Here is a 15,586-nt window from a genome sequence, read left to right as displayed (position 1 = left end):
CCGACAAGATCTAAATTTGAAAACAGGTGTCGCGCGAAGCACCGACCTACAAAATCTTACCGCACAGATTTGTGCATGCACTTCTCAAGTAGTGCTTGCCAAAAGTCCGCGCCTTTGCGGCGCGCTAAACGCATGTTGTGCTCGGGGATGCTCTCAGGTTCGTCATAGTTGGCCAGGGCCTGTTCCATGCTTTCTTCGCGGATAATATGCAAGCAGGGAGCGGGGGCGCGGTTGGTGTAATTGGCGGCGTCGTCCTCATCGGCATCGGCGAACACATACTCGGGGTGAAAGTGGGCGAGTTGATAGGTGCCTTCAAAGCCCTGGGCGACTAACAACGCATTGGCTAAATCGATCAAATCTAAGAACTGGTCGAAGTCACTAAAGCCCTGGGTAAAGCATACCAAGGTGGTTTCAATTTCCGGGTGATTATCCAGCTCTCGGCATTGTTCTAAGGTGTCGAGCACCGCCTCTTCGAGCTCGGTGGCCTCGCTTAGATAATAGCGAATGGCGTTGTTTTCCACTTCCTGGCGGGCAAAGGGGCAGAAGTTGTATTTGACTATGACCGAGCTCACCCATTGGCGCATGGCCGCTTCACATTTATGCATTAATTTGCTCCTCGATTAGCGCCAGGGTTTTATTAATGGCGCCCTGATTTTGCTGTACCACTTTAAGGCCACTGGCACCCATGTCGGCACGTTTTTGCGGCTCGCTAAACAGGCTGTTTAGGGTGTCGACCAGGTTGTGCTCATCAACCCAGAGGGCGCCGCCTTCGTTTATCAAGGCCGGATAGACATGGTCAAAATTGAAGGTATGTTGGCCGCTAAGCACAGGTATGCCGTGGGCACAGGCCTCGAGCGGGTTGTGGCCACCGCGCTCAATCAGGCTGCCGCCAATAAAGGCGACATCGGCGGCGCCATAGAGCATGGTGAGCTCGCCCAGGGTGTCGGCCAGCAGTACTGCCTCACCTTGATGTTCGCCCTTGCTGCGACGGGAAAAGTTCATGCCTTGAGCTGTGAGTTGCTCGGCGACCTTGTCGAATTGCTCGGGGTGGCGCGGGGCGATAATCAGTAAGGCATCGGGGTAACTTTTTCTCACTTGCTCATGAGCACCAAGCAGCAGCTCGGGCTCGCCCGGGTGCGTTGAGCCGGCTATCCAGATTGGCGTTTGCCCCAGGCTGGCCTTAAGTTGCTTGGCCTGCGTTGCCTGTTGTTCGCTGACGCCGATATCGAACTTGATTGAACCGGTAACTTCAAGCCTATCTTTATCCAAACCTAGGTTAATAAAGCGCTCACTATCGGCCTGATGGTGGCAGGCGAGCCTGTCTATATCGTTCAAAATGCTGCGTGTAAGCGGCGCGACCCGGGCATAACCTTGTGCTGATTTCTCTGACAGACGGGCGTTGATAATCAAGGTGTTGAGTCCGGCTCGTTTGGCTCGGTGCAAGAGGTTAGGCCAGAGTTCGGTTTCAATCACCGCCAGCAGGCGCGCCCCGGAGCGGCGAATAAAGCGGCGCTGAGCCAGGGGCAAGTCAAAGGGCAGGTAACAGACCTGCACTCGGGCGGCGGCAATGCTTTGGCCAGCAGCTGGTTAATTTGCTCTCGTCCGGTCGGCGTGTTGGTGCTGATCACCAAGCGGTATTGATGTTTATCGGCCAGCAGCGCCTTAATTAATGGCAGTGTGGCCAGCACCTCGCCGACGGAGGCGCAATGCAAGATGATGTCGCCGCTGGCGTCGGTAAAGCCGAAGCGTTCGCCAAAGTTTTTTCTATAACCTGGGTTTTTGCGCCCACGTAGTACATACAAATAAAAGCAGGCCAAGGGCATAAGAATCAGCAGAATAAGGGAATATAAAAAGCGTGCAAACAAAAGAATCAATGACCAGAAATTGCAAAGCCTTAGTGTAACCCGAGTTCATCCCGGTGCCAAAACTTTACAATTTAACTGCTGAGTAATGGCCATGAATTTGATAGTATTTTCGCATTATTTTAAGGCGCTAGGAAATCGCATGAAAGGACATAAATTCGCCACCTCTGTGGCAGGTGCGGCACTGCTATTGGCATTCAGTGGTGCGGCCGCGGCCAAGCCCACGGCATACCTGCCGGTAGGCTATGACGTAAATTTAGAACAGCAATTGGATCGCATGTTTGTGCAAACCACGGGTACGCCCATGAGCAAGCCCTATCGCTTTAGTGATATCGATAAGGCTTTAGCCCAGCTAAAAGAGCAAAACCCGGCGCTCTTTCGCTCCATCAGTGACAAACTCGCGCGTTATCGCGGCGATGACAACATCACCCGTGCCGGTGTGACCCTGCGTTATGAGCATGACCAAACCACACCTTTGGCCAATCAACGGGGTTTAACCACGGATGAGTGGGGCCAGGTGATGTTCGAGGGCATTTGGCGCCCGAACAATATGATGTTGATGCAAGTCGGTCTGGAATACCGTGCCGAAGCTGGCGACCTGGTGCCTTATAACACTTTTGTGGCTATTGCCGGTGAAGATCTCCAGCTTAATATTGGCTACAAGGAGCATTGGTTTTCTCCGTTTAAAACAAGCGCTCAGATGATCTCGACTAATGCCAAAGCCTCGCCTTCCATCTCATTGGGTATGGTGGCGCCGGCGCATAACTGGTGGAATTTTGATTTTGAACTCTTTTACACCGAGCTGGAAGAGGTTAAAGAGGGCATTCAATATCAGGGCGAATGGTACGATGGTAAGCCGCGTGTAGCCGGTACCCATATCAGCCTTGAACCGCTAAGTGGCTGGAAACTGGGCTTTAACCGTATTATGCAATTTGGTGGTGGTCCCCGCGATGTGGACTTTGGCGATGTGCTGGATGCCTTTTTCGACCCTGCCGGCAGCGATAACAGCTATAGCGCAGAAGAAAAAGACACCGAATTGGGTGACCAATTGGCTTCGGTAACCTCTACCTTCTATTTCGATTGGGGCATGCCCACCGAAATCTACTTTGAGTACGGCGGCGAAGACACTCAGGGTGGCAGCAACTTTAGCCTGGGCAATCAGGTTACTTCCTTTGGTGCCTATCTGCCTCAGTTGACCTCGGATGTTGCCTTGCGTTACGAATACAACAAATGGAAAACATCCTGGTATACCAATGGCTTGTATAAGTTTGGTAACACCAACGATGGCTTCGTGTTTGGTCACTATGCCGGCGACAGACGTATCTTTGGCGACGGTGTGCCCGCCGAAGTGCATGCCCTGGTGCTGGATTATCAGCAGGATATGGACTCATTATGGCAGCTTAAGCTGACCCTGCAGGATAATGATTCGACCCAGTACAGCGGTGCTCAGGAACTTCAGCTACTTAACAGCAGCATGATTGATGGGTATCGAGTGGAAACTCAGGTGACCTATGGCAACGACGTGTTTGACGAAAGTTACGGCCACGCCTCTATCTCGCTTTACTGGTAATTGAGCGGTCGGTGAGGCTCAGCCTAGGCCTTGGCTAATAGCGCCAGGGCCTTGTCGGCCACGGTTTGCGCGCTGATGCTGTCGACGCGCTTACCGCCGACCAGGATTTCACCCGGACCCAAGGGGCGCCATTGATGCGCTTTGGCACGGATCAGCGCCAGCGCCGGCACGTTTAAGGCGGCGGCTAAATGCATAATCGCCGTTTCCACACTGATCACTAAACGAGCGCGGCTGATCATCGCCGGTAACTCGTAAAAATGACGCTTAGCGCTGAAGGTACTGATATTAATATCCCTAAGCTGGTTGTTGCTTTGCACCTGATGTTGCAACTGCGTTACCTGCTCATTGGTGGCGTTGATCACAAAGCGTAAGGTCGGTTGCGCCTGGTGTAAGGTGGCGATGCATTCAAACACCTGGGCCAGTTGCCAGTCACGCTTTTCCGTGGTCGACAGATGATTGATAAAAACGAAATTATCCAGCTCGTCGCTATTTTGCAGCGCATCCAAATAAAGTTGTGGTACGCGTAATTGCTGAAATGCCCGTGCCGGGGAGTCCATGGCAACCAGGGCGTGAAAGTGATGGCGGTAAAACTCGCTAATATGATCGAAGCGGGTGCTTTTACTGACCTTTATACTGGCATCGAGGGCAGCAATGGCCTCTTTGTGCTGCCAGCGTTGCACCGCATTGAGCGCATAGGCCCCCACTGCGCAGCCGTCGCCGGCTATCAGTCGGGCATAATGACAGAAGCGCTCGCTGCGCGTGGTGGCGATAAAAAACACCAGATCATAGTGGCGCTGCTGTGCATCTTGTATTTGTTGTTGGCGCTGTTGCTCGGAATCTGGGTTGGCGTAGATATGGCTGATATTGGGCTCACTTTCGAGCCACTGGCCTAAAATTTGATTGCGCCCGCCGTGCCAGCTTTTACGTTGCTCGCGGCAGTCATCGAACCACACATCTATCTCTAAATGCGGGTAAGTGGCGGCCAGCTGCTGCAAAAACACCCCTTGATAGACGTAATCACCCAGCGCCAGATGGCTCATATATAATATGCGCTTCGCTTGTTGTAATTGGGCTGCGCCGATTAAGGGATTACTTCCGTGCTGGGTCACTTAATTAAGCCTGATTTAATTCAATACCGGCCAATAATAACAAAGCCGGGGTGGCAATGGCAGTACCCAAATGTGGCATTTAAGTTAACAGTTAAACTCTATTAACTAATTCCGAATACAGTCAGGCTTAGGGGTGGGGCCAGCGAGGCAGCAAGGCCAATCTAAGACAAAAACGTGCAATTCTAAATACTCTTTGGAATAATGCCGTTAAAACTCGTGAATGAGGATCGAAAATGGTCAATACCGACAACCTAGCGGCTTCCTATCAGGATAGCCTTGCCCGCCATCGTGCGCTCTTTGAAGTTATGGATACCTATCAACAGCAAGCAACCGAATTACTGGCCGCCTGTCACCAGGCATTGCAAGCCGGTGGCAAGGTGATCTGGTTTGGTAATGGTGGCAGTGCCGCCGATGCTCAGCACTTAGCCGCTGAATTTGTGGTGCGCTATAAAAAAGAGCGAGGCCCCTTGGCGTCGATTGCCCTGACCACGGACACCTCAATCCTCACTGCTCATTCTAACGACTATCACTTCGATACCGTGTTTGCGCGCCAGGTGCAGGCTTTGTGTAAGCCGGAAGACCTGGTGATCGGCCTGACTACCTCGGGCACCAGTGCCAATATCAACCTGGCGCTCCAAGCCGCCAATGAAATCGGTGCTTACACCGTGGCCTTAACCGGTCGTGACGGGGGGGAGGTGAAAAACATCGCCAAGCTGCCGATTATCATCGCCAACGATGAAACCGCTCGTATTCAAGAGGCACACATGTTTATTGGCCACTGGCTGTGTGAAGCGCTTGATATGCTGGTAGCGGAGTAAGCATGGATCTGGGATTACTTAAAAATCTAAATAAAGCCAAGGTGTTGGTGGTTGGCGATGTGATGCTCGACCGCTACTGGCATGGCGACTCCGGACGTATCTCACCGGAGGCGCCGGTACCCGTGGTGAAGGTAAACCGCCTTGAAGACAAGGCCGGTGGTGCCGCTAACGTCGCTAAAAACATTGCCCGACTCGACGGTCAGGTGGCCTTGCTCGGTTTGATTGGCGATGACGAAAGCGGGCAAACCCTGCAGCGCATTTTGGCGCAAGAACACATCGACTCGCAGCTGGTGCAGGTGGTGGAGCTGCCGACCATAGCGAAAATGCGGGTGATCAGCCGCCATCAGCAGGTGGTGCGTCTGGATCAGGAAGAGCAATTCAATAAAGAACATTCACAATTGTTGCTACAACGCCTTGAGCGCGTGGTGGATGACTACGACTTTGTACTTTTCTCCGACTACAACAAGGGTTCACTGACCCTGATTGAGGCCATGATCCGCGTTGCTAAGGATGCCGGCAAAACCGTGTTGGTTGACCCAAAATCGCCGCAGCTTAGCCTGTATCGTGGTGCCGATTATATCACCCCAAACCTCAATGAATTTAGGCTAGCCGGCGGTGACAGCAGCGATGAGCAGGCATTGACCGCCAGTGCCCGTGCACTTATTCGCGAGGCCGGCATTGGTGCTATGCTGCTAACCCGCTCCGAGCAGGGCATGTCGCTGATCAGCGCCACCGAAAAACATGACTTTGCCGCCCAGGTGCGCGAGGTCAGCGATGTCACCGGTGCCGGTGATACGGTGATCGCCACCCTGACCGTGATGCTAGGTGCCGGCATGGCCCCAGCGGATGCGGTGGAGCTGGCTAATATCGCCGCCGGTATTGCGGTGAGCAAACTCGGTGCCGCCACCGTTTCGCCGGAGGAGCTCAGCCGTAAGTTGGGACAATACCTGCGCGAAAATGGCGAGCATTATCAGGCGCCGTTTGAGTCCGTGTTGCAGCATATTGAATTTGCCAAGCAAAATGGTGAGAAAATCGTGTTCACCAATGGCTGTTTCGATATTCTCCATGCCGGTCATGTGCGTTATCTGGCCCAGGCCAAGGCCATGGGCGACCGCTTGGTGGTGGGGTTAAATACCGATGATTCCATTGCCCGCTTAAAGGGCCCTGAGCGTCCTATCAATCCGCTTGAAGAGCGTGCCATGGTACTGAGTGCCTTAGCCTCGGTGGACTGGGTGATCCCCTTTGGTAAGGTGGAAGAAAACGATACCCCGGCCAAGCTGATTGAGCAGGTAAGCCCGGATATTCTCGTTAAGGGCGGGGATTACAAGGTTGAAGAGATCGCCGGTGCCGAGCATGTGCTGCGTCACGGTGGTCAGGTTGAGGTGCTGGAGTTTCTAAACGGCTGCTCAACGTCCAACGTGATCAGCAAAATCCGCACTTAATTCGTGTTTATCCTATCAGCAGGCCCTATCAGTAGGTAAGTGCTTGCTGATAGGCAGCCATTAAACACCGCCCATCTTTTTGTTGCCAATGAAAGGTGCTTTGACGACCGGCTTCCTTGGCAAAGCTGCGCGCTAATCTGGCCATATTCTGCTGTTGCCACTGTGGTTCTGGCTGGCGCAATTCCCCTCTGTCAAAATCAATGATGTACACATCATCCTGAGTATCAAAGAGAATATTATTGATATTTAAATCGGCGTGATAGACGCCGGCGTTATGGAAACGGGCGATGGTCTGGCCAATACCCAGTATCGTTTGTTCGCTTAAGGAGCCGGCCTGAAGGCGTTCACACAGACTTTGTGCCCCTTCTAAGGCACGGGTAATGATGTCGCCGCGGTAAATCAGACCCGAACGTTTAACCAAGGCGGCAATGGGCTCAACCACGGGCAGGCCTTGTTGATAAAGCGCGCACATCAGGGAAAATTCGCGGTAGACCCGGGTGTTTTTGATACCGGTATAGAGGTACTGATCTTGCAGCACCTTACCAACTAGACCACCGCGCCAATAATGACGGAGCACGGCGCGTAAATCGCCCTCGGCAAAAAAGTAGGCGGTGGCACGTCCGGTTTTTTGTGCGTACACCTTATCCTGGGCCAACCAGTGTTCAGGAGAAAACCATAGTTCGGTGATCTCGCCAACATTGGCATTTGCGGTAAACAGGGTTTTGTTCGGGGCTAGGGGAGTCAGTTGCATAATAAACAGATTGGCTGCAGGTGCTTGCCAGTGTAGCTTTTTTTGCCCCAACGATAAACTCGCTGGGTAAACTTCTTAATGAACTTGCAATGCGCTGGCGTTGCTTTAACATTTGCTCAGACTTTTGCTTTAGGACGCTCGTTTTGCAACTCAATTCCGTGCAATCTATCTGTATTCTTCGTTTATCCGCCATCGGTGATGTCTGTCACGCGGTGGCCGCCGTACAAGCTATTCAACGGGTGCATCCCGAAGCCAAAATCACCTGGGTAATAGGTAAGGTCGAGGCCATGTTGCTCGATGGTTTACCCGGCGTTGAGTTTGTGGTGTTTGATAAAAAGCAGGGGCGCCAGGCGTTTAAAACCCTGCGTGAGCAGCTTAACGGGCGACAATTCGATGTGCTGCTGAATATGCAGGTGGCCTTTCGCGCCGGGCTGGCGAGTCGCTGTATTCGTGCCAAGGTCAAAATCGGCTTCGACAAGGCACGCTCTAAAGAGCTGCATAGCTGGTTTATCAACCGTCGTATTGCCGCCAAAGAGCAGCCCCACGTGTTAGAAGGCTTTATGCAGTTTGCCGAGCAACTGGGCGTCACCGACTTTACCCCTCATTGGCAAATGCCGCTCAGCGACACGGACAAGCAAAACGCCATGAAGCTGGTGGGCGACGATGGTGAGCCCCTGCTGGTGATAAGCCCAGCGGCAAGTAAGGCCGAGCGCAACTGGTTACCGGAGCGTTATGCCGCGGTGGCCGAGCATGCCATGGCACAGGGATTCCGCGTCGCTATTAGTGGTGGGCCTACGGCGATGGAGCAGCAGCTTGCCGAGCAGATCATCAATCATTGTCAGCAGCCGGTGCTCAACCTGGTGGGTAAAACCAGCTTAAAAGAATTAACCTGTGTGTTGGGTCTGGCGACCCTGGTGTTGGCACCGGATACCGGTCCGGCACACATGGCCGTGACTCAGGGCACGCCGGTGATCGGCCTGTATGCCCACTCCAATCCCAAGCGCACCGGACCCTATCTGTATCAGGAGTATGTGGTTGAGGTGTATAACCAGGCGGTGCAAGAACAATACGGTAAGCCAGCCAGTGAGCTGCCTTGGGGCGTGCGTGCCAAGGGGGAGCTGATGGACCGTATTGGCGTGGATGATGTGATTGCCATGTTCGATAAGGTAGTACGAGAGCACCGATTATGAGCAATAAAGCGGTATTTTTAGATAGAGACGGGGTGATCAACGTCGATCATGCTTATGTCCACAAAGCCGAAGACTTTGAATTTATCGACGGCGTGTTTGCTGCCTGTCTGGCCTTGCAGCAGATGGGCTATCGTTTAATTGTGGTCACCAATCAGTCGGGCATTGGCCGGGGTTATTACAACGAGGCACAATTTGCCGAGTTGAGCGACTGGATGACGGCGCAATTCGCCGCGCACGGCGTCCAGCTGGATGCCATTTATTATTGCCCCCATCACCCCACTAAGGGCCAAGGCGACTACGGCGTTGACTGCGATTGTCGTAAACCCGAGCCCGGCATGTTGCAACAGGGCATAGAGGCGTTTGAGTTAGAGCCAGGCCAGTGCATCATGGTTGGCGATAAACACGGTGATATGCTGGCGGCCAAGCGCTGTGGCATAGGCACTAAGATTCTGGTGCGCAGCGGTCAGGAGTTTGCCGAGCAGGCGTTGACAGATGCCGACCTGGTCTGTGACTCCCTTGCCGAAGTACCCGCCCTGATAAAAGCTTAGATATAGCCTGGGTATTTATTCTCGTTCCATGCATGATTATAGGTGCCGCGATGAACGACAAACGATGCAATTGTGCCGCAAACCTTTTACAATACCCGCAAATATTTATTAACCGCTGAACCGGCCCGGCCAAGAGAGTCGGTTCAAGTATTGGAGAAATTTATGAGAGCTTCTGCGTTTTATAGCCAGCTGCAAGCACAAATCGAGCAAGTTAAAGCCGATGGCCTGTACAAAAGCGAGCGTATTATCACCTCACAACAGCAAGCCGAAATTCAAGTAGCCAGTGGCGACAAGGTTATTAACTTTTGTGCCAACAACTACCTGGGTTTAGCTAACCACCCTGAGCTGATCAAAGCGGCACAGCAAGGTTTGAGCGATCACGGTTTCGGCGTGGCCTCGGTACGCTTTATCTGTGGTACGCAGGACATTCATAAAACTCTTGAAGCGAAAATCAGCGAGTTTCTACAAACCGAAGACACTATTTTGTACTCGTCGTGTTTTGACGCCAACGCCGGCCTGTTCGAAACCATTCTTGGTGCCGACGATGCCATTATCTCAGATTCATTAAACCACGCTTCCATCATCGACGGTGTGCGTCTGTGTAAAGCCAAGCGCTTCCGTTATGCTAACAACGACATGGCGGACCTTGAGCAGCAATTGATCGCCGCCGACGAAGCGGGTGCTAAAACCAAGCTGATCGCCACCGATGGCGTGTTCTCAATGGACGGTGTTATCTGTAATCTTAAAGCCGTTTGTGACCTGGCCGACAAGTACGATGCCCTGGTGATGGTGGATGATTCTCACGCCGTTGGTTTCGTAGGTGAAAACGGCCGTGGTACGCCGGAATACTGTGGCGTCATGGACCGTGTCGATATTATCACGGGTACCCTGGGTAAAGCCCTGGGTGGCGCTTCGGGCGGCTATACTTCGGGTAAGAAAGAGATTGTCGAGTGGTTGCGTCAGCGTTCGCGTCCATACTTGTTCTCTAACTCTTTGGCACCGTCAATCGTGACCGCCTCTATTAAGGTATTAGAGATGCTGGCCGACGGTAAAGAGCTACGCGATACCCTGTGGTCAAACGCCGCTTACTTCCGCGAGCAAATGGAAGCCGCAGGCTTTACCTGTGCGGGTAAAGACCATGCCATCATTCCTGTGATGCTGGGCGATGCCAAGCTAGCCGGTGAAATGGCGGATAAGCTACTTGCCGAAGGCATTTATGTTACTGGCTTCTCTTTCCCTGTGGTACCTAAGGGCCAGGCGCGTATTCGTACGCAAATCTCCGCTGCTCACAGCAAAGAGCAGCTTGATAAAGCGATTGCAGCCTTTACCCGTATTGGTAAAGAGTTGGGCGTTATTTAAGGAGCGCATCGATGAAAGCATTATCAAAACTTAAGGCAGAAAAAGGCATCTGGATGACGGATGCCCCTAAGCCGGAAGTAGGTCATAACGATCTACTGATCAAAATTCGCAAAACCGCCATTTGTGGTACCGATGTGCATATCTACAACTGGGATGAGTGGGCGCAAAACACCATTCCTGTGCCCATGGTTGTCGGTCATGAATACGTGGGCGAAGTGGTGGACATGGGCCAGGAAGTGCGCGGTTTCGAAATTGGCGACCGTGTTTCTGGCGAAGGCCACATTACCTGCGGCCACTGTCGTAACTGTCGCGCTGGTCGTGTACACCTGTGCCGCAACACTATTGGTGTGGGCGTAAACCGCGAGGGTAGCTTCGCGGAATACCTGGTTATCCCTGCATTCAATGCCTTTAAAATTCCAGATAATATTCCGGATGAATTGGCGTCTATTTTCGACCCGTTCGGTAATGCGGTGCACACGGCGCTGTCTTTCGACCTGGTGGGTGAAGATGTGCTGATCACAGGTGCCGGCCCTATCGGTATTATGGCCGCCGCGGTTGCTAAGCACGTGGGTGCCCGCAACGTGGTGATCACCGACATTAACGAGTACCGTCTTGATCTGGCTAAGAAAATGGGTGCTACCCGCGCCGTTAACGTAAGCCAGGAAAAGCTCGAAGACGTGATGAAAGAGCTGGGCATGACCGAAGGCTTCGACGTGGGCCTGGAAATGTCGGGTGTGCCGGTGGCGTTCAACTCCATGCTCAATAACATGAACCATGGCGGTAAAATTGCCATGCTGGGTATTCCACCTTCGGATATGGCTGTTGATTGGAACCAGGTTATTTTCAAGGGTTTGATCATCAAGGGTATTTACGGTCGAGAAATGTTCGAAACCTGGTACAAGATGGCCAGCCTGATCCAATCAGGCCTGGATATCTCACCCATTATTACCCATGAATTTAATATCGATGACTTCCAGGAAGGCTTCGATACCATGCTTAGCGGCCAGTCTGGTAAAGTCATTTTAGACTGGGCATAATGAGCAAAAATAAGGCGGCTGAGGCCGCCTTTTGTTTTACAAGAGTAGTTACAGCACTATGGCATACAAACATATTTCAGTGGCGCAGACCCAGGCCCTGTTAAATGATGAAAATGTGGTGATTGCGGATATTCGCGATCCCAACTCCTTTGCGGCCGGACATATTCCCAAGGCCGAGCACCTAAGCAATAGTAATATCGGTGAGTTTATGCTTCATAAAGAGTATGACCAGCCAATTATTGTTGTTTGCTATCATGGTATTAGCTCACAGGGTGCAGCGGGTTATCTGGCCGAGCAGGGCTTTGATGATGTCTATACTATGGATGGCGGCTTCTCGGCCTGGGCCACACAATTTCCGGAACTGGTTGAAAAATGATAGAACTTGGCAGCACCAATAATGTGCGCGCGGCGCAAGGCTTTGTCGATTATATCGGCACCAAGGGCTTTGTGGGCGCGCTCCGACAAGGCGAGCAGGGCCATGTGATTATTGGCGTTGCCCCGGAGCACTTTCATCAGGTCCAACCGTTATGGCAAGAATTTCAGGCACAACCGGATCATCCTCGTTATGCCGATGCCGCCTGGCAAAGTGGCCGTACCGACTCGGGCCTGGTTTACGGCGGCACCAAGCTGAACCTGTTGCAGCGGTTTAACCAGCTCAGCCTGCTGGTTAAGGGTATCAGTATTGTGAGTGTGCTGATCTACGCCTTATTCTTACTTGGTCAATTCGCCGAGATTTTCCCGCTGTTGCAGTTTAACCCCGCACAGCCCTTATCCTGGTTGACGCCCTCTATCGTCCATTTCTCTGCCATTCATCTGATTTTTAATGTGTTATGGTGGCTGACTCTGGGGCCGGCCATTGAAAGGCAGACCTCAAAACTGACACTGGTAAGCCTGTTTATTATCGGCTCCTTGGTCAGCAGCTGGGCGCAGTATTTGATGGTGGGGCCAAATTTTGGTGGCCTTTCCGGGGTGGTGTATGCCCAAGTCGGCTTTTGTTGGATATATCCCTTGCTGGCAAAGACCAAGCCCATGATGACCAAGGGCATGATAGGCTTCTTATTACTGTGGTTGGCCTTCGGTTTTACCGATACCTTCTTTATGCCCATGGCCAATTGGGCGCACTTAGGTGGCCTGCTCAGCGGGATGCTGATTGCGGTGTTTATGGCATTGAGTCGCAATACTGAGCGGCAGTAAAAAAGCGACCTAAGGTCGCTTTTTTACTTTCTATTAATGGTAGAGGTACTTGGTAAAGAGCAGGTCGCGGATAATATCCTGACCGGTTTCCTGCTGCAGCAGGGTGTTAATGCGCTCAAGGCATTTTTGTCGGATTTCTTCACGCCCGCTCAGGCTTTTGATTTTTTCTTCCGGCTCCTGCGAGAGAATTTCGACTATGGCATCGCGTAGCAGCGGCATATGATGCTCCACCACCGCCAGGTTGTTGATGTCTTCGAGCATCAGGTCGACGGTGACGCGCACATAGCCGAGTTTACGCCCCGAGACACTGATGTAATTGGCGACGATATCGGGCTCAAAGCCATAATAGCCAACGTCGGCTAGGGCCTTGTTGGGCGCCCCAATGGTAAGTAATAAAGTCAGTGCGAATAGCAGCTTAGTTGCAAAGCGCATAATGTGTGATCGTTATAATAAATTCCGTTAGCGTTACTTTACGTGCTTGTCGTTTTTGCGTCTAGGGCAAATGTAATAACGCAGTGGTAAACACATCTCTTTAGCCCTTGCCTGAGCAGTGGTATGATTCGCTGGTGTTTTTTTGATTTATTCGAGTGGTCCTTTGCCTACTTACCCTCTTTCGCTGCAGGCGCAATGGCAAAATGTCGAGTGCGTCGCCTTATCAGCGCAATTGCTTGACTGGTTAGTCGAGCCAAACTCGCTTACCCAGCGGCTTAAATCTTTATCCCAGCAGTTTGCCGTTGAGGTGCTCAGTGAGCGCCTTGTGGCCGCCGATACTTACCAAAGCGACATCTTTAGCAGTACTAGCGCGCAGTTACGTGTGCGCGAAGTGATCTTGTTTTGCGATAACCGTCCCATGGTTTATGCCCAAAGTTGGATCCCCTGTCATGCTCATCCTGAGCAGGGCGTGGATTTAACTCATCTTGGCGATACGCCTTTGGGCGAAGTGATTTTTCAAGACCCCATGTTGTCCCGTCAGCAATTGCAGGTTGCCGACTTTAGTGCCAATAGCGACCTTCAAGCCTTAACTCAGTCCTTTAACTTGCCGACCCAGCCCTTATGGGGACGTCGCAGTCGCTTTAACCTAACCGGGCAAGAGATCATGGTGTGCGAGGTGTTTTTACCGGGAGCCTATCCGTACCTATGAAGTTAGCAGCATTGCATTGGGCGCACAGGCCTCACTATCAACAGCTTATGCGCACCGACAAGCCCATAGGCACCTTATTGCTGTTGTGGCCGACGCTATGGGCCCTGTGGCTGGCGGCCGAAGGATGGCCTGATCTTGAGTTGATAGTGATATTTTCCGCCGGGGTGTTTGTAATGCGCAGCGCCGGCTGTGTGATCAATGATTTTGCCGACCGTAAGGTAGATGGTGCCGTAGCTCGTACTCAGGCCCGGCCCCTGGCCGCCGGCAAGGTCAGCGCCGGTGAGGCTCTTAGCCTCTTTGTCTTACTGGTGATCATGGCCTTTATGCTGGTGTTGCTGCTCAACTGGCAAACCATAGCTTTGTCTTTTGCGGCTTTGGCTTTGGCCGCCTGTTACCCCTTTATGAAGCGCTACACCCATTTGCCTCAGGTGGTGCTGGGGGCGGCCTTCAGCTGGGCTATTCCAATGACCTATATGGCTACCCTGGAAACCGTGCCTATGCAGGCCTGGTTGCTGTTTGTGGCTAATCTCTTGTGGACCGTGGCTTACGATACCCTTTATGCCATGGTGGACAGGGACGATGATGTGAAAATTGGCATTAAGTCCACGGCGATTCTTTTTGGGCGCTTTGATTTGGCCATGGTGGCGCTTCTTAACGCCCTGTTTATGGCCATCTTGGTGTACATAGGTTATTCGGCGAAATTGGCTTGGCCATACTGGCTTGGGCTCTTGGTGGCCGCCTTGCTGTTATTACGGCAGCTTTATTTAAGTCGTCAGCGTGATCGGGATGCCTGCTTTGCGGCATTTTTGAATAATCATTATGTGGGTATGGCCATTTTTATCGGCCTGGCCATCAGTCTGTTTTGATAAAGCGCCCAGACTGGGCGCATCACAGAGTTTTGCTTTTAGCGCGGCGGGTCGATGACCCCGGCAATGGAGGTGTTTTTTCTAAACCAGCCGGCGATAGAAAAGCGTGGCTGCTGCGCCGCCAGTACTTCATGCATAAAGCGCTCGCTTTCAAATACCACTAAGGTGCCGGCCTTGGGAGACACTCGCTCAGCCACCTCCTTGGAGCGGGGTTTGTAAATCACCAGTTCACCGCCCAGGGGTGGGGTATTGAGGTAAAAAACCGTGGTTAACACCCGGTTCGAACGCCCCTTAAAGGCATCATAGTGTTTTTTATAGAAATCCCCTGCTTGGTAGTAGGCAAAGTGACATTCATAGTCGAATAAGCCTAAATAAAAGTGGCGGTTTACGGTCAAACGCAATGCTTCCATGACAGCCAAATAATCGCGCTCTGCTGCGCAGTCGCCGCTAAACCACAAGGTCTTATCCTTTCTTACCTCGCTGTTTAGTTGCAGCTCTTCCTGACGGCCTATGGCGGCCGGAGAAAATGCCGATAGCTGTGCTTGTGCTGTGGCGTATATTTGTGCGGTGAGGTCCGGGCAAAGTGCTTGCTCAATAATGGCGTAGCCTTGCTGATGGACATCATCAAGGACACGGTCAAACAACAGTTCTGTATTCACATGTGGGGCAGGGAAGTTAAAGGTGGCTAAGTATACCGCT

17 protein-coding genes and 1 pseudogene are annotated in these 15,586 nt (G+C 52.3%); 11 read left to right on the top strand and 7 right to left on the bottom strand.

Annotated features, from left to right (window positions below; all coding sequences use genetic code 11):
* Positions 1–56: 56 nt before the first annotated feature.
* The 3 genes and pseudogenes from C2M36_RS16450 to C2M36_RS17160 form a co-directional block, all read right to left on the bottom strand.
* Positions 57–605, bottom strand: coding sequence for a DUF1415 domain-containing protein (locus C2M36_RS16450; RefSeq protein WP_105213312.1), 549 nt, complete (start codon positions 603–605; stop codon positions 57–59).
* The gene (locus C2M36_RS17165; protein WP_325050561.1) at positions 598–1,095 is read right to left on the bottom strand and encodes a 3-deoxy-D-manno-octulosonic acid transferase; all 498 of its coding nucleotides are present in this window, start codon (positions 1,093–1,095) and stop codon (positions 598–600) included. Before C2M36_RS17165 ends, C2M36_RS16450 begins: the two co-directional genes overlap by 8 nt.
* Before the next feature lie 186 nt (positions 1,096–1,281).
* Positions 1,282–1,823, bottom strand: a pseudogene (locus C2M36_RS17160) (glycosyltransferase N-terminal domain-containing protein); the annotation flags it as partial.
* Between the two features lie 181 nt (positions 1,824–2,004).
* Here C2M36_RS17160 and C2M36_RS16440 point away from each other — a divergent pair.
* Positions 2,005–3,432, top strand: a complete 1,428-nt coding sequence (locus C2M36_RS16440; RefSeq protein WP_105255822.1) for a capsule assembly Wzi family protein — start codon at positions 2,005–2,007, stop codon at positions 3,430–3,432.
* 23 nt (positions 3,433–3,455) lie between these two features.
* Here C2M36_RS16440 and C2M36_RS16435 read toward each other — a convergent pair whose 3' ends face one another.
* The gene (locus C2M36_RS16435) at positions 3,456–4,541 is read right to left on the bottom strand and encodes a glycosyltransferase family 9 protein (RefSeq protein WP_105255821.1); all 1,086 of its coding nucleotides are present in this window, start codon (positions 4,539–4,541) and stop codon (positions 3,456–3,458) included.
* 233 nt (positions 4,542–4,774) lie between these two features.
* Here C2M36_RS16435 and C2M36_RS16430 point away from each other — a divergent pair, with 233 nt between their 5' ends.
* Complete coding sequence (locus C2M36_RS16430) at positions 4,775–5,359, top strand: D-sedoheptulose-7-phosphate isomerase (protein WP_105188313.1); 585 nt, start codon at positions 4,775–4,777, stop codon at positions 5,357–5,359.
* 2 nt (positions 5,360–5,361) lie between these two features.
* Positions 5,362–6,801 (top strand): bifunctional D-glycero-beta-D-manno-heptose-7-phosphate kinase/D-glycero-beta-D-manno-heptose 1-phosphate adenylyltransferase HldE, encoded by a 1,440-nt coding sequence (gene hldE, locus C2M36_RS16425; RefSeq protein ID WP_105255820.1) that lies wholly within the window; start codon positions 5,362–5,364, stop codon positions 6,799–6,801.
* Positions 6,802–6,829: 28 nt separating this feature from the next.
* Here the strand turns inward: hldE and C2M36_RS16420 are convergent, their stop codons facing one another.
* On the bottom strand, positions 6,830–7,552 hold the full coding sequence (locus tag C2M36_RS16420) for a 3-deoxy-D-manno-octulosonic acid kinase (RefSeq protein ID WP_105255819.1): 723 nt from the start codon (positions 7,550–7,552) through the stop codon (positions 6,830–6,832).
* A gap of 89 nt (positions 7,553–7,641) precedes the next feature.
* Here C2M36_RS16420 and C2M36_RS16415 point away from each other — a divergent pair, with 89 nt between their 5' ends.
* From C2M36_RS16415 to glpG, 6 genes are all read left to right on the top strand, one after another.
* Complete coding sequence (locus C2M36_RS16415) at positions 7,642–8,742, top strand: glycosyltransferase family 9 protein (protein WP_105255891.1); 1,101 nt, start codon at positions 7,642–7,644, stop codon at positions 8,740–8,742.
* On the top strand, positions 8,739–9,290 hold the full coding sequence (gmhB, locus tag C2M36_RS16410; protein WP_105255818.1) for a D-glycero-beta-D-manno-heptose 1,7-bisphosphate 7-phosphatase: 552 nt from the start codon (positions 8,739–8,741) through the stop codon (positions 9,288–9,290). The genes C2M36_RS16415 and gmhB overlap by 4 nt, the downstream gene beginning before the upstream one ends.
* Before the next feature lie 162 nt (positions 9,291–9,452).
* Positions 9,453–10,649 (top strand): glycine C-acetyltransferase, encoded by a 1,197-nt coding sequence (locus C2M36_RS16405; RefSeq protein WP_105255817.1) that lies wholly within the window; start codon positions 9,453–9,455, stop codon positions 10,647–10,649.
* 11 nt (positions 10,650–10,660) lie between these two features.
* Positions 10,661–11,686, top strand: coding sequence for an L-threonine 3-dehydrogenase (gene tdh, locus C2M36_RS16400; RefSeq protein ID WP_105188308.1), 1,026 nt, complete (start codon positions 10,661–10,663; stop codon positions 11,684–11,686).
* 58 nt (positions 11,687–11,744) lie between these two features.
* On the top strand, positions 11,745–12,062 hold the full coding sequence (gene glpE / locus C2M36_RS16395; protein WP_105188307.1) for a thiosulfate sulfurtransferase GlpE: 318 nt from the start codon (positions 11,745–11,747) through the stop codon (positions 12,060–12,062).
* The gene (gene glpG / locus C2M36_RS16390; RefSeq protein WP_105255816.1) at positions 12,059–12,880 is read left to right on the top strand and encodes a rhomboid family intramembrane serine protease GlpG; all 822 of its coding nucleotides are present in this window, start codon (positions 12,059–12,061) and stop codon (positions 12,878–12,880) included. The genes glpE and glpG overlap by 4 nt, the downstream gene beginning before the upstream one ends.
* 33 nt (positions 12,881–12,913) lie before the next feature.
* On the opposite strand, the gene C2M36_RS16385 is transcribed toward glpG, so the two are convergent.
* Positions 12,914–13,312 (bottom strand): flagellar basal body-associated protein FliL, encoded by a 399-nt coding sequence (locus tag C2M36_RS16385; protein ID WP_105255815.1) that lies wholly within the window; start codon positions 13,310–13,312, stop codon positions 12,914–12,916.
* A gap of 142 nt (positions 13,313–13,454) precedes the next feature.
* Between C2M36_RS16385 and C2M36_RS16380 the strand changes: the two genes are divergently transcribed.
* Both C2M36_RS16380 and ubiA read left to right on the top strand, forming a co-directional pair.
* Positions 13,455–14,021, top strand: a complete 567-nt coding sequence (locus C2M36_RS16380) for a chorismate--pyruvate lyase family protein (RefSeq protein ID WP_105255814.1) — start codon at positions 13,455–13,457, stop codon at positions 14,019–14,021.
* On the top strand, positions 14,018–14,887 hold the full coding sequence (gene ubiA / locus C2M36_RS16375) for a 4-hydroxybenzoate octaprenyltransferase (protein ID WP_105255813.1): 870 nt from the start codon (positions 14,018–14,020) through the stop codon (positions 14,885–14,887). Before C2M36_RS16380 ends, ubiA begins: the two co-directional genes overlap by 4 nt.
* Before the next feature lie 38 nt (positions 14,888–14,925).
* Here the strand turns inward: ubiA and C2M36_RS16370 are convergent, their stop codons facing one another.
* Positions 14,926–15,546, bottom strand: a complete 621-nt coding sequence (locus C2M36_RS16370; protein WP_105255812.1) for a 2OG-Fe(II) oxygenase — start codon at positions 15,544–15,546, stop codon at positions 14,926–14,928.
* Positions 15,547–15,586: the final 40 nt, after the last annotated feature.

Source organism: Pseudoalteromonas sp. T1lg75, from assembly GCF_002964705.1.
Taxonomy (GTDB): Bacteria; Pseudomonadota; Gammaproteobacteria; order Enterobacterales; family Alteromonadaceae; genus Pseudoalteromonas.
This window is presented reverse-complemented; position numbering and strand designations above follow the sequence as displayed.